The sequence below is a fragment of the Aeromonas sp. 601027 genome (assembly GCF_049174455.1).
In the GTDB taxonomy this organism is placed as follows: Bacteria; Pseudomonadota; Gammaproteobacteria; order Enterobacterales; family Aeromonadaceae; genus Aeromonas; species Aeromonas veronii_A.
Genome location: NZ_JAAKTN010000009.1, coordinates 131,725 through 144,365 on the forward strand (window position 1 = coordinate 131,725; position 12,641 = coordinate 144,365).

Annotated in this window: 14 protein-coding genes; 7 read left to right on the forward strand and 7 right to left on the reverse strand. The window is 57.9% G+C overall.

Annotated elements, in window-relative coordinates; genetic code table 11:
- The first annotated feature begins 10 nt into the window (after positions 1-10).
- Positions 11-598, forward strand: coding sequence for a uracil-DNA glycosylase family protein (locus tag G5193_RS13195; RefSeq protein WP_421206168.1), 588 nt, complete (start codon positions 11-13; stop codon positions 596-598).
- 3 nt (positions 599-601) lie between these two features.
- On the opposite strand, the gene G5193_RS13200 is transcribed toward G5193_RS13195, so the two are convergent.
- Positions 602-1,459 carry a DMT family transporter gene (locus G5193_RS13200; RefSeq protein ID WP_005335858.1) on the reverse strand — a complete coding sequence of 286 codons (858 nt, stop codon included), beginning with the start codon at positions 1,457-1,459 and terminating at the stop codon, positions 602-604.
- 91 nt (positions 1,460-1,550) lie between these two features.
- Here G5193_RS13200 and G5193_RS13205 point away from each other — a divergent pair, with 91 nt between their 5' ends.
- Positions 1,551-2,441: a LysR substrate-binding domain-containing protein gene (locus G5193_RS13205; RefSeq protein WP_421206169.1), complete on the forward strand. Its 891-nt coding sequence runs from the start codon at positions 1,551-1,553 to the stop codon at positions 2,439-2,441.
- A 9-nt stretch (positions 2,442-2,450) separates the two neighbouring features.
- On the opposite strand, the gene znuB is transcribed toward G5193_RS13205, so the two are convergent.
- Positions 2,451-3,230, reverse strand: coding sequence for a zinc ABC transporter permease subunit ZnuB (gene znuB / locus G5193_RS13210; RefSeq protein ID WP_005354863.1), 780 nt, complete (start codon positions 3,228-3,230; stop codon positions 2,451-2,453).
- A 21-nt stretch (positions 3,231-3,251) separates the two neighbouring features.
- Entirely contained in the window at positions 3,252-4,028 is a 777-nt protein-coding gene (znuC, locus tag G5193_RS13215; protein WP_421206170.1) for a zinc ABC transporter ATP-binding protein ZnuC, read from the reverse strand.
- A 93-nt stretch (positions 4,029-4,121) separates the two neighbouring features.
- Here znuC and znuA point away from each other — a divergent pair, with 93 nt between their 5' ends.
- Positions 4,122-5,060 carry a zinc ABC transporter substrate-binding protein ZnuA gene (znuA, locus tag G5193_RS13220; protein WP_167557648.1) on the forward strand — a complete coding sequence of 313 codons (939 nt, stop codon included), beginning with the start codon at positions 4,122-4,124 and terminating at the stop codon, positions 5,058-5,060.
- A gap of 67 nt (positions 5,061-5,127) precedes the next feature.
- Positions 5,128-5,802, forward strand: coding sequence for a transglutaminase-like cysteine peptidase (locus tag G5193_RS13225; protein ID WP_042052461.1), 675 nt, complete (start codon positions 5,128-5,130; stop codon positions 5,800-5,802).
- Here the strand turns inward: G5193_RS13225 and G5193_RS13230 are convergent.
- Both G5193_RS13230 and G5193_RS13235 read right to left on the reverse strand, forming a co-directional pair.
- Positions 5,797-6,738 carry a TAXI family TRAP transporter solute-binding subunit gene (locus G5193_RS13230; protein ID WP_421206171.1) on the reverse strand — a complete coding sequence of 314 codons (942 nt, stop codon included), beginning with the start codon at positions 6,736-6,738 and terminating at the stop codon, positions 5,797-5,799. The two genes, G5193_RS13225 and G5193_RS13230, sit on opposite strands and share 6 nt — an antisense overlap.
- A complete protein-coding gene (locus tag G5193_RS13235) occupies positions 6,735-8,033 on the reverse strand; it encodes a LapD/MoxY N-terminal periplasmic domain-containing protein (protein WP_421206172.1) in 1,299 nt (432 codons plus the stop codon). Before G5193_RS13235 ends, G5193_RS13230 begins: the two co-directional genes overlap by 4 nt.
- 260 nt (positions 8,034-8,293) lie before the next feature.
- Here G5193_RS13235 and mepM point away from each other — a divergent pair, with 260 nt between their 5' ends.
- Entirely contained in the window at positions 8,294-9,631 is a 1,338-nt protein-coding gene (gene mepM / locus G5193_RS13240; protein ID WP_421206173.1) for a murein DD-endopeptidase MepM, read from the forward strand.
- A 72-nt stretch (positions 9,632-9,703) separates the two neighbouring features.
- On the opposite strand, the gene G5193_RS13245 is transcribed toward mepM, so the two are convergent.
- On the reverse strand, positions 9,704-10,648 hold the full coding sequence (locus G5193_RS13245; protein ID WP_266135387.1) for a D-2-hydroxyacid dehydrogenase: 945 nt from the start codon (positions 10,646-10,648) through the stop codon (positions 9,704-9,706).
- A 162-nt stretch (positions 10,649-10,810) separates the two neighbouring features.
- On the opposite strand from G5193_RS13245, the gene G5193_RS13250 reads away from it, so the two are divergent.
- A complete protein-coding gene (locus G5193_RS13250) occupies positions 10,811-11,392 on the forward strand; it encodes a YjaG family protein (RefSeq protein WP_421206174.1) in 582 nt (193 codons plus the stop codon).
- Positions 11,393-11,463: 71 nt separating this feature from the next.
- On the opposite strand, the gene G5193_RS13255 is transcribed toward G5193_RS13250, so the two are convergent.
- The gene (locus tag G5193_RS13255) at positions 11,464-11,943 is read right to left on the reverse strand and encodes a MarR family winged helix-turn-helix transcriptional regulator (protein WP_216952087.1); all 480 of its coding nucleotides are present in this window, start codon (positions 11,941-11,943) and stop codon (positions 11,464-11,466) included.
- A gap of 163 nt (positions 11,944-12,106) precedes the next feature.
- On the opposite strand from G5193_RS13255, the gene G5193_RS13260 reads away from it, so the two are divergent.
- Positions 12,107-12,634 (forward strand): hypothetical protein, encoded by a 528-nt coding sequence (locus G5193_RS13260; RefSeq protein WP_421206193.1) that lies wholly within the window; start codon positions 12,107-12,109, stop codon positions 12,632-12,634.
- The last annotated feature ends 7 nt before the right edge of the window (positions 12,635-12,641 follow it).

Consider the following 12,641-nt stretch of genomic DNA (forward strand, 5'->3'; position numbering starts at 1 on the left):
TATCAACGTCATGCAGCGAATCGATAAGTTGTTTGAGCAAATCAGGGCTTGCCGTCTGTGCGAGGCTCACCTGCCGCTGGGGCCTCGTCCGGTGATCCGCGGGGCCGAGAGTGCCCGCCTGCTGATCATCGGTCAGGCGCCCGGCACCCGGGTGCATGCCAGCGGTATCCCGTGGGATGACCCCTCCGGTGACAGGCTGCGCCAGTGGCTCGGGGTCGATAAGGCCACCTTTTACGACCAATCCCGCATCGCCATCATGCCGATGGGGCTCTGTTATCCCGGCAGGGGAAAATCCGGCGATCTGCCGCCGCGCCCCGAATGTGCGCCCACCTGGCACGGCAAGGTATTGATGCTGTTGCCCAATATCGAACTGACCCTGCTGATCGGCCAATATTCACAAGCCTACTATCTGCGGGGGGCAGCCAAAGGGTCACTCACCGACACGGTGCGCAGCTGGGCCGACTATGGCCCCGGCTGGCTGCCGTTGCCGCATCCCTCCCCGCGCAATACCCTCTGGCTCAGGAGGAATCCCTGGTTCGAGGAGGAGATCGTCCCCCATCTGCAGCAAAGGGTCGCCCCGCTTCTGGGGAGACCCTGAGTATTAGAGCGCTGGCTCGGCCAGCGGTTTTGGCTTGCTGCGCGCCATGGCGATAAGTGGCAGGACGATGCAGATACAGCCCAGCAGCAGCGGCAGGCCCGGCTGCTCGTCAAACAACCATACCCCGATGGCCACTGCCATCAGCAGACCGGTGTACTCCGCCGAGGCGATCTTGCTAGCCTCCGCCTTGCGATAGGCCACCACGCACAATCCCGCATAGACCATGATCAGCGCCGAGGAGCCGAAAGCGGGCCACCACATCTGCCACTGCCAGTCGCCCCCTTCCCACAGTGCCAGCGCCAGAATGAAGGGCATGCTCAGCACGTTGGTGAAAAACAGGGTCTGGGCGATGGGCTGCTTGAGCGGGATCCGCTTGATCAGCAGGTTGTTGAGCGCCATCGACAGCGCCACCCCAAGCGCCGCCAGAGCGGCCCAGTTCACCTCGGTCGGGCGCAGCACGATCAAAACCCCGATAAATCCGATGACTGCGGTCAGCACCTTCTGGCGCGAGATCGCTTCCCCCGCCATCCACACCGCCAGCGGCACCATCATCAGGGGGGCGGCATAGAAGAGGGCATTGGCGGTAGCGAGCGGCAAGCGGGTGAGGGCCACCACCATCAGGCAGACGCCGACCGCCCAGATATGGGCCCGCAGCAGGTGCCACTTGATGGCCACCGGCGGGTTGCGGCGCCATGACCAGAGCAGCCAGGGCATCAGCAGAATGGCGGCCGAGAGCTGGCGGAAAAAGACAAACTGGAAGATGGGCTGATCCGGCTCCAGCACCTTGACCAGCGCATCGGAAAAAACCGCCACCATATTGCCCAGCACCAGATATAGGATGCCGATCCCTACTGCATTCATACCACCTCCCACTTCAGATGAGGGGAGGGTAGCGTGCCGGTTGATATCCAGTAAAATGATAAAAAATGACCATTCATGAGATATTTAGATAATGAAGCTTCCTCCCCTGCGTGCGGTGCAATATTTCGAGGTGGTGGCCCGGCTGCTCAGCTTCTCCCGCGCCGCTCTGGAACTGAACGTCAGCCAGAGTGCGGTCAGCCACCAGATCCGTCTGCTGGAGGATTTTCTGGGTGAGCGCTTGCTGCTGCGTCAGGGGCGGTTGCTCTCGCTGACAACCCAGGGGGAGAGCTACTTCGAAGGGATTGCTGCCGGGCTTAGCCAGATTGCCCAGTGCAGCGAACAGCTGCGCGGTGGCGGCGAGATGCGGTTGCGCCTCGCGGTCTACAGCTCGTTTGCGGTTAAGTGGCTGATCCCGCGGTTGGCTGGATTGCGCCAGCTCTACCCCGAGCTGGATTTGAGTCTGGAGATGGTGGCGGAAGATCCCGAACTTTCCGATCGGGTGGCGGACTGCTTTATCACAGTCTCACCCCACGGACGGGGCTACTGCCACGATCTTATCTATCAGGAGCGGCTCTTTCCGGTCTGTAGTCGCCGCCTGTTGCAGCAGATCAGCGGGGAGTGGCCTGAGGCCATCTGGCAGTTGCCGCTGCTGTCGGTGCAGTCCATCTACAAGGCGCGGGGGGAAGATTGGCAGCGCTGGGCCAAGGCCGGCGGGCTGGTTATTCCGGACGAGGCACGGATGCACCACTTCAGCCATGTGCTGTTGGCGATGGAGGCGGCGGCCTGGGATCAGGGAGTTGCGTTCGTGAATGATTACATGCTGCGGCCCGATGATCCCCAGCTGGTGGCCTTGCCGGTACACCAGCTGGAGACGGGGGATGCCTTCTACTTTACCTGCAAGCGCTCGCGGGCCCATGAGCCCGCCATCAGCCGATTGCGCCAGTGGCTGATGATGGAGACACGCCAGAGCATGCCGCTCTAGCCTGCACCGTTACGCTCTCTTGAACTGGCTCAGCACAAACAGGCTGGTGGCACAGACGACGACCGAAGGCCCAGCCGGGGTGTCCTGATACCAGGAGAGGGTCAGCCCCCCCAGCACGGCGAGACAGCCAATCAGCGCGGCAAAGCCGGCCATCTGCTCCGGTGTCTGGCTAAAGCGGCGGGCGGTGGCGGCAGGGATGATCAGCAGGGAGGTGATGATCAGCGCCCCGACAAACTTCATCGCCACGGCAATCACCAGCCCGATCAGCAGCATCAATACGCAGCGCAGCACATCGACCCGGATCCCCTCTACCCGTGCCAACTCTTCCGAGATGGTCATGGAGAGCAGGGGATCCCACAGTCGCCACAGGGTGAGCAGCACCAGTGCGCCACCGCCGTAGATCCAGAGCAGGTCCATCGGTTGTACCGAGAGCAGGTCGCCAAACAGGTAGGCCATCAGATCCACCCGCACGTTATCCATAAAACTCAAGGTAACCAGACCGAGCGACAGGGCGCTGTGGGCCAGAATGCCGAGCAGGGTATCGGTCGCCACCTGCTGGTTGCGACTCATGATCACCAGCAGCATCGCCATGGCGAGGCAGCAGACCACCACCGCCAGGGTGAGATCGACCTGCAGCAGGATGCCCAGCGCGATGCCGAACAGACAGGCATGGGAGAGGGTGTCGCCAAAATAGGCCATTTTTCGCCATACCACGAAGCTGCCGAGGGGGCCGGCCAGCAGGGCGATGCCGAGACCGGCCGCGAGGGCGTATAACAGAAAGCTGTCCACTTGAATGTCCTGTTGCTTGCGCTATTTGCTGTGAGCGTTGTTGCGAGAAGGCAGGCGGATGACGGGGGCCTGCGGTTCATGATGATGGTGTTCGCCGTCGCAGTGGTGATGGTGGGTATAGACAGCCAGCACCTCCTGCTCCGGTCGCCCGAACAGACGGGCAAATTCGGGGTGGCGGGCCACGCTTTCCGGCTCGCCATGACAGCAGACGTGGCGATTGAGGCAGATCACCTCGTGGGTGCTGGCCATCACCAGATGCAGGTCGTGGGAGACCATCAGCACGGCGCAATTGAACTCGGCGGCGAGCTGGCCGATGAGGGCGTAGAGCTCTATCTGGCCGGTGATATCGACCCCTTGCACCGGCTCGTCCAGTACCAGCAGCTCGGGCTTGACCAGCAGGGCGCGGGCCAGCAGCACCCGCTGCATCTCACCGCCGGAGAGTTTTTGCATCCGGTTTTCCAGCAATCCCTCTGCGCCCACCCGGGCCAGAGCTTCCTCGATGGAGAGGCGGCTATTTTTGCCCAGTTGCAGGAAGCGACGCACCGTCAGCGGCAAGGTTGGATCCAGATAGAGGCGCTGCGGTACATAGCCGACTCTCAGGTCGTGGCTGCGGGAGATCTTGCCCGAATCCGGGGTGAGCAGGCCCAGCACCAGCTTGCTCAGGGTGCTCTTGCCTGCCCCGTTGGGGCCGACTAGCGTGGTGATTTTGCCTTTATTGAGGGTAAAGGAGACCTTGTCGAGCACAGAGCGTCCATCAAACGAGAGAGAGACCTCTTTCAGCTCTACCAGTTGGCTCATGACAACTCCGGGGTTTACAGCCAGTGAGAGTTATAATATAACAAAAAGCGGCTGTTATATTATCACATACTCACCCCCTGACGAGATTCACCAATGAGAATTATTGCGCTTTTCACTGTCCTGCTGGCGGTGAGTTTGCCTGTTCGTGCCATTGAGGTACTGACCACCATCAAGCCCCTTGGCTTCATCGCTGCGGCGATCACTGACGGCGTGAGTGAGCCCAAGGTATTGTTGCCGACCGGCGCCTCTCCCCACGATTTCTCCCTGCGTCCCTCCGATATTCGCAGCATCAACAGTGCTGGGCTGGTGGTGTGGGTTGGCCCCGAGCTGGAAGGGTTTATGGCCAAGCCGCTGGCCAATCATCCCCATGCTTTGGCCCTGACTCAGGTTGAGGGAATGCCGCTGTTCAACTACGCGACTCAGGATAGTCATGACTCCCATGACCATGATGATCACGATCATGCCGCCCACGAGCACGGTAACCATGATCATGATGAAGGGCATGAGGGACATCATCACGAAGGGGTCGATCCCCATATCTGGCTTGGCCCGACGCAGGCCAAGGTGATTGCCAAGGCGATCGCAAGTGAATTGGGCAAGCTGGATCCGGCCAATCAGGCTCGCTATGACGCCAACCTCGCGGCATTTGATGCCAAGGTGGATGCCAAGGACAAGGTGATTGCCGGCCAGATGAAGGCAGTGAATGAGAAGGGGTACTTTGTCTTCCACGAGGCGTATGGCTACTGGGAGCGCCATTACGGCATGAGTTCAAAAGGTCACTTTACCGTGAGCCCTGAGCGTCGCCCGGGCGCCAAGACCCTGGTGGATATCCGCAAGGCACTGGAAGAGAAGCAGGCGAGCTGCATTTATGCCGAGCCGCAATTTTCACCGGCAGTGATCGAATCGGTGGCTCGCAATACTGGCGCCAAGGTGCTGTTGCTTGATGAGGTGGGTGAACAGGTGCCGCTCGGCCCGGATGGTTATCCCCAATTCATGCAACAACTGGCAGACGCATTTGCCCAATGTCGCTGATTAGCGGCTGAGTCTCTCATCCGGACGGACTATACTGACCTCCAGCATCTGACATGGAGTGTCCGGTATGAAATGGTTGTTGATCCCGGCCTGCACACTGGCGCTATGTTGCGCCAGCGTGCAGGCTTCGCGTCTTTCCGAATATATTGCCAGTCCGGACCTGCGGGCCAAGCTGCAGGAAGTGTATGGTGGCCGGGCCATCCAGCGGGCCGAGGCATTTTCTCGCTTGCTCACCCCCAGAGCGGGTACAACCGACCAGCAGAAGATCGAGCTGGTGAACAACTACTTCAACAATCTCACCTACAGTGAAGACCCCAAGCTGTGGGGAGATGAGGATTACTGGGCCAATCCGCTGGAGTTCATCGGTGCCCGGGGTGGGGATTGCGAGGATTACAGCATCTCCAAGTACTACACCCTGATGGAGCTGGGGGTGGATGAGAAGAAGCTGCGGTTGGCCTACGTCAAGGCGGTGCGTTACAACCAGTTCCACATGGTGACGCTCTACTTCCCGACACCCAAGGCTGATCCACTGGTGCTCGACAACATCAACAGCCGGATCCTGCCGGGTAGCAAGCGTACCGATCTCATTCCCGTTTACAGTTTCGATGCCAAAAGCATCTGGATCATGAAGTCACGGCGGGAAGGGACGCTGGCGGGGAGTGCCGATCGGCTGGCGCAGTGGACATCGATGAAGACCCGTTTCTCCAGCGAGCAACTGCGCTCTCCTCGTCGTCAGCTATAGCTTGCCCGCCGCCTTCAACTCATCGAAATATTTCGCCGCGCCCGGATGCTGTTCAATGCTCAGCACAGGGCCGGTTTTATTGCGTGCCCGGTGAAACATATTGGCGTAGCCATAAGTTTGCTCATTGAATTTGGTTTGCTGGGTCAGCATGGCCTTGGTCAGGCGATAGACAGACTCTTCCGGCATGGTGGCATTGGTAACCAGGGTGGCGGCAATAGCAAAGGTGGGCGTCGCCTTCAGATTGCCGGGGTAGATGCGGGCAGGCACCTGACTGCGTTGGTAATATTTGACACCCTTGAGTAGCTGATCCCGGGTGGCCCCATCGATGGGGAGGAAAGTGACCGCGCAACGTTTGGCGGTGTCGAGCACAATCCGGTTAGGGTGTCCCATCACCAGTGCAAATGCATCGATCTGCTTGCTACAGAGCGCATCCGGCAGGTTGGCCATGCTCTTCAGATCGAGATCCTGTTCTTTCGCTCCCAAGATGTTGAACAGGGCCAGCGCCGTCTGGCGGGTACCCGAGTTCTTCAACCCCATATCGATGGGGGCGAGCTTGAGCTGTTCCAGTGACGTGATATCTCCATCGGCACGTATCACTATGGTGAAGGGCTCTGCATGGGTGGCAAATAGTGCGCGCAGCTCAGGTTGCGGCTGCGTGGCAAAAGGGCCCAAGCCCTTGCTTGCCTGATACAGCCAGTCTGACTGCACCATGGCGTAGGAGGACTCGCCACTCTTCAGTCGCTTCAGGTTTTCTATTGAACCCGATGAGCTCTGCAGCTTGCACGCAAGTTGCTCGTCGACCTCATGAGCCAGACGGCAAAATTCTTTGGTTATCTGGTGATAAATCCCCTGCTCACCCCCGGTGGTTATAGTGACGGTTTCAGCCATCAGGCAGGGTTGCCACAGCAGGGGCAACAGCATGGCGAGCTTCTTCATGATTGCGTCTCCTTGGCATAACCATCGATACCCCAGGTCCGCAGTTTGTCGATGTCGCGACACTCTCCCGATTCTGCCAGCAGGGTATAACCGGCGGCATGCATGGTCTGGGAGAGCAGATTCCAGTAGAGCGGTTCATCGGTCAGCTGACAGCTGATAAAGATGGGATTGAGCGGGTCAAGTTGATTGAAGGTATCCGCATTGAGGGGAATGGCGCTGAAGGCGAGCTCACACCCCTTTTCCTGCAACGCAGCCAATGTGACTTGGCCATGGGCAGGGAATGTGGCCACATCCCAGCGCCAATCCAGTGTTTTGCCGCGGCCCTGGCTTAGCAGAGGGGCGATTTCTGACCATTGCGGATGATTGAGCAGGGAGAGGGGTAGCAAGATCCCCTCTATATGGGAGCGCTGCCATAACTCCAGGGTGCTATGGATGGTCGCGAGATCGCTGTCGGCTCCGAGGGGCTGACTGGGCAAGAAACGCTGATAGAGGGCGATTTCCCCTTGTGTGGAGACAAATTTTTGCAGTTGCCCGCCTTCCGGCAGTGGACTCACTCCTTGCAGCGGCTGTGGGGGCGTCAGTGGCAGCTGTTTTCCCAGCTGGGTGATTTTGAGTCGTTGTTGCAGCAGATCCCGTTTGCGTTCGGAAACCAATTGGTTGATGGAAAGTGCCACTTCTTTGAGGTCTTGCAACCAGGGGGTGGGCAGGGTGCTGTTGAACTGGTGTTTGCGGATACGGATCAGCTGCAGGTTGATCTGCTCCAGGGGATGCAGCAGGCGTTTGCACACCAGAGAGATGATCAGGGTAAATACGACGAGGCCCGCCAGCAGAGCCAGACCGGTGCGACTGATGGCATTCCACAGATGCTGATAGGCGTAGCCGCTATGTCCCTCAAGGGTCAGAGTGCCCAGCATGCGCCAGCCATCGGTCAACTCTTGCTCAATCTTGACAGGGGGCATGCCGATAACCGAGGGAAGCCAGCCGGGAACATTCTGCTGGGTAGAGTGGAATACCTTCCGAAACAGCACCTGACCATCCGGATCCACCAGCATGACCGAGCTGACGAAACCGCCATCGAACATGGCATTGACGATGGTTTCGGCCAGCACCTGATCATCATTGAGCAGGGTGCCTTGCAGTACCAGTCCAAGGGCTGTGATGGCGGTCTCCAGATTGGCCGACATCTGATCAAGGATTGACTGGCGGACTGTCGTGACTTCCAGTGCAAACAGCAGCGCTGCACCGATCAGGAACAGGACGACAATTATTCTGATTAACAGTTTTGCTAACGACATATCCACTCCATGGAAAAATTATCGCAACATTTGAATTTTTAATGCCGAATCGAGTCCGACCCGGCTCTTAAAAATAGGAAAAAATAGTTAAAAAAGGCGATCATTTCTGCCCATCAGGGCGTGTTATGCATAAAATGTGAGGTTCATGCAGATTGTGATGAACTATTTGTAACTATTTGTGTCCAACAAACAGTTTTATACGGTTTTGTCACAACTGACATCGCAACTCACACTCTTTAGATCTAAATACAGGATAGCGGATGAAACGTCTCCGTCCCTTGGTAGTACAGGCTGCCAATTGGGAACCACCGGTTCCCCGCAAACACTTTTACGCCATGCTGATGCTGACGGCCATGACCCTGTCAGCAGTGGCATTATTGCCAGCTCCGGGTGACATCCTCGAGCGGCCGCTGCGTCTTGAGTTGCCCATTGATACCGCCGGTACGGCAACCAACGAAAACAACACCGACTTTAACGAAATCCCCGATCACGAACTGGTTGATCAGAGTGCGCCGGATGACGACATCCCGGTCGACACCACCCCCCAGTGGCAGGATTACCGGGTCCGCAACGGCGAAAACCTGACCGCCATTTTTAACAATCTCGGTCTCTCCACCACCACCCTCTACAAGGTGCTGGACGCGGACAACAAGAACTATCTGGCGCGCCTCAAGCCGGGCCAGAATATCGAGCTGCTGATCGATCAGGACAACATCCTGCAGCAACTCAAAATCCGCCTGAACATCAAGCAGACTCTGGTGATGGCACGCAGCGATGATGCCTATACCGCCTCCATGATCAATGAGAAGGTCGAGTGGCAACCTCAGCGTTACAACGGCGTGATCAACGGCAGCTTCTATGTCAGTGCCCGCAATGCGGGGATTCCGGCCAATCATATCCAGAAGATTGCCAACCTGTTCCAGTGGCGGATGAACTTTGCCCAGGATCTGAAAAAGGGCGATAAATTCAAGGTGTTGGTACGCCAGGAGACAGTCGAGGGCAAGAGCACCGGTAACAGCCAGCTGCTGGGTGTGGAAATGATCAGTCAGGGCAAGACGGTGTCGGCCTGGCTCTCCGATGATGGCAACTATTACGATGGTCAGGGCAACAGCCTGGAGCGTGGTTTCCGCCGTTATCCGACCCACAGTCGTTACCGGATCAGCTCAAACTTCAACCCCGCGCGCAAGCATCCTGTGACTGGTGCTATCCGTCCCCACGAGGGGACCGACTTTGCCGTTCCGGTGGGTACCCCGGTACTGGCCACGGGTGACGGTGTGGTCCAGAAGGCGACCAGCCACCCGCTGGCGGGTACCTATATCGTCATCAAGCACGGTCGAACCCTCTCTACCCGTTATCTGCACCTGAGCAAGTTGCTGGTCAAAACCGGTCAGCGGGTGAAGATGGGCGACAAGATCGGCCTCTCCGGCAATACCGGTCGCTCGACTGGTGCTCACTTGCATTACGAGCTGCGGATCAACAACCGTCCGGTTAATGCCATGACCGCCAAGCTGCCGATGGCTGAACCGCTCAGTGGCAAGGAGCGTCGCCAGTTCCTGGCCAAGGTGAAGAGCTACCGCAAGGAGCTGGCCGCCGGTTAATCGCTGTAGCCACTAGCTGAAATGAAAAAGCCCCGCCAGACTGGCGGGGCTTTTTTGCATGCGCAGTGTTGGTCAGTAACCCTTGTCGAAGTCAATCTTGCCATCCAGTGGCTGGCCATCGATAAAGCGAATGTAGTTGCGTACAAATATCTGGGCCACATCCTCTGGAAAGCTGTAGGCGCTGTTGTGGGGGGTGACGATGAGGTTGGGTTGTCCCCACAGTGGGCTGTCGGCGGGCAGCGGCTCCTGCTCGAATACATCCAGCACCGCCATTGCCAGCTTGCCGGTACGCAGTGCGGTGAGCAAATCGCCCGAGTGTACAGCGCTGCCACGACCGACGTTGAACAGGATGGCGCCCGGTTTGCAGTGTTCGAAGCGGGCGGCATTGAAGAGATGACGGGTATCGCGGGTGGCAGGCAGCACGCTGACGATGACATCGGCCTGCGCCAGCATCTTGTTGAGCGCAGGCAGCTGATAAACCTGGTCAAACCCGGCACGCTCCCGACCACTGCGGCTGATGCCCAGCACCTTCATACCAAAATGTTTGCCGGTGTGGGCGATATGCTGGCCAATGCTGCCGGTACCCAGGATCAGCATGGTTTTCCCTTTGAGCCCCTGATAGGGGTGACTCTGCCAGAGTCGTTGTCTTTGTTGTTCCCGATAGAGAGGAAGTTGGCGTGTCAGACTGAGCAGATGACCAAAGACATACTCGCTCATCAGCGGGCCGAAGATGCCGCGCACGTTGGTGAGCTGATAGTTGCGACGACTGTCCGGATCGAGCAGCACGTCGACCCCGGCATAGGTGGACTGGAACCAGCTCAGCTTGTTGGCTTTGGGCAGCAGTGGCTTGGCGCGGGCTGGCTCTGCCAGCAGAATATGGGCCTCGCCGATAAGTTGTTCGGCATCGCTCGGGTTGTCGGCCCGCAGAATGCGCAGATGAGGGAGGTTGGCCGCCTTGAGCAGACGTTCGTAGTGAGCATTATCCTGGCTGAGCAAAAGAAGGGTACGTTGGCTCATACTCTTGTTCCTTATCAGAATTTGCGGCGCGACAAGATGCCGCTCTCGTCCCATCTTACCCGAGTTGCCAGCGCAACATAGCCGACCAGGGCGCTTTTTCGTTTTCGCCACGCCCCTCGTGGGCTACAATCTGCCCCACATTTTGCAAAGGATCCGACTCCAGTGTTTGGTGACAAGTTTTATAAGCGACTGGCCGAGCTACAGCCTTGGCAACAGACCGTCTACACCCTGGCGCTGGCAGAGCGCATGTACCCCAACTATGCCCTGTTCAGCCAGGCTTCCGGTTTTGGCAATGCAGATGCCTTCCGGCACGCGCTGGATCAGATGTGGAACTATCTGACCGTCAAGGGCTCACGTGTCAATCTGGGAGCCATTCTCGAAGAGTTAGAAGCCCATATCCCGGATCCCCGCAAGTTTGAATCCTACGGCGCCTATCCGGCGCTGGATGCCTGTGTGGCACTGGGCTGCGCCTACAACTCGGTGATCTGCCGGGTTGGCGAAGAGGCCAACGATGCCAGCCATGCCTCCGTTGGCACTGTGGCCGGTTTTATCGAGCTGCTGGAGGAGCGGGATCTGACAGAAGAGGAGCTCTACGAGCACGAGTACATGGAGGCCGAGCTGGAGTTTCAGGTCGAGTTGCTCAAGCGGGTTGCCCATGAGCGCGACAGCGATCGTATCCTGGCTATCAGAGCATTCGCCTCTCAGGAGGGCGTCTCCAATATCGGTATCAGCCTGGAAGAGTAATTATCTCCGGTGCCTGATAGACAAAAGCTCCCGGTCGGGAGCTTTTTTTATGTCTGTCATTCTGTGGCTGTTTAAGCTTGCTCTTCGGTCAGGGGTCTGACGCTCAGCACCGGGGCAGCGTCGATTTCGTCTGCATTCATCATGGTGGAGATGCGTTGCAGGGAGGAGAGCAGCAGGGTCTGTTCCCACGCTTCCAGCGCCTGAAAACGCTGGATGAAGCGCTCTTGCAGCGGGGTCGGGGCCTGGGCCAGCAGGGCGCGGCCTGCGTCAGTCAGTGTCGCGTGAACCTTGCGCTTGTCGGTATTGCTGCGAACGCGCTGCACCAGTTGACGGCTCTCCAATCGGTCCATGATGGTAGTGGCGGTGGCCTGGCTCATGTTGGTGTGATCGGCCAGCTGACGCATGGAGATCTGTCCCAGCTCGTCGATCCCTTTTAGCAGCAATAGTTGCGGGGAAGTGAGCCCGGCTTCTTTGATCAAGCGCCTGGAGTGCATGTCGATGGCACGAATAATCTGGCGCAGGGCGACCAGCACTTCATCATGTTTTTCCATTGGGTGTGCGTCATTGGAAGGCTATGGAGAGGAGCAAAATTTTCCGCCTAATTCGTCACAAGGTCAATATGGTTTTTGATGTAATAATTTCTGCTCTAACTAATTTTGTGTTAGGTTGACGGGCATTTCACGGAATTCACCCTGACATTTGAGGAGCGAAATGATGAATGACGAGCTGGATATCAAGTCTCTGGTGGCCGAGTTACGTGTGGTCAGAGTGCGCTATGAACTGCCGGATACCTCGGCTTTTGTGCGCTATCAGCCTGCCTATGATGAAGACCCCAACAACCTTAAAGTACACCACTATGATGGTGAGTTACCCCTCTCTTGCAGCGAGACAGGTACTTTCAACCTAAAGGAGTTGGTAAATGAATTGCGCTACGCCTATGTGCTGGTGCACCTCTTTCCTGACGAAAGTGCCATGAACTTCTATCTGACCGGCCTCGATACCGGATTGGCACAGCTGGAGTTCATCGGCGGCTCCTACGACTTCAACCGCCTCTGGATCACCAGCGGTATCTCGAATTTGGGCGTGCCCATGGCCATCTTCCTCGGCAAGCGCCACGCGGTGAACGGTCAGCCTTCGGTCACCCTGGTGGATCACCGTGAACAAGCGGCAGGCAAGCTGGTCTATCGCGCCATCGGTGGTGCCGGTGATCACGTGGGCGAAGAGTTTTTCAACAACGACTAAGGAGGCT